Here is a 651-nt window from a genome sequence, read left to right as displayed (position 1 = left end):
CCCCTGCGGATACCGGGATTCGGCTCCCAGCGTGGTGGCATAGAGTAATGCTACGATCACTCTCGTGAAGATTGTGACGCAGGTCAAGCTCGTGCCGGATGCCGTGCAGGCATCCGCGCTTGAGCGCACTCTGCGCACGGTCAATGACGCCGCGAACTGGGTGTCGGAGGTGGCGTTCGAGCACGGCGTGCCGCGTGAGTACGAGCTGCGCAAGCACACCTACGCCGAGTTGAAGGCGCGCGGACTTGGGGCGCAGGCCGCCCAGCACGTCATCAAGAAGACGCGCGACGCCTACACCACGTTGAAGGTGAACATCCGAGTCGGGAACCTCGGCAAGCCCGGTTCCAAACGCTGGATCAAGGCGGAGTCCAAGCCGGTCGTCTTCCGCCCCGTGGCCGCGCAGCCGTATGACGACCGGTGCCTGTCCTGGCAGTTGGATCAGCAGACCGTCTCCATCTGGACTACCGGCGGCCGATTGAAGAACGTCCGCTTCGTGTGCTCCGCCGACGCGCTCAAGCTGCTCCGCGACCACCGCAAGGGCGAGTCGGATCTGACCGAACGCGATGGTGTTTACCACCTCGACCGGGTACCGGGCTGCCGGGCGTGGGCTGAACCGGCACCGCAGGCGGCAACTCGACCTCCGAAGGAAGC

At 65.3% G+C, this 651-nt stretch carries 1 pseudogene; it reads left to right on the top strand.

Features of this window, described 5'->3' with window-relative positions:
* Positions 1-64: 64 nt before the first annotated feature.
* Positions 65-651, top strand: a pseudogene (locus tag ABD323_RS43420) (RNA-guided endonuclease TnpB family protein); the annotation flags it as partial.

Origin of the sequence: Kitasatospora nipponensis, from assembly GCF_039528135.1 — a bacterium.
Lineage (GTDB): Bacteria > Actinomycetota > Actinomycetes > Streptomycetales > Streptomycetaceae > Kitasatospora > Kitasatospora nipponensis.
Note: the sequence above shows the minus strand (reverse complement) of the source record. Positions and strands in the feature narration are given on the sequence as shown.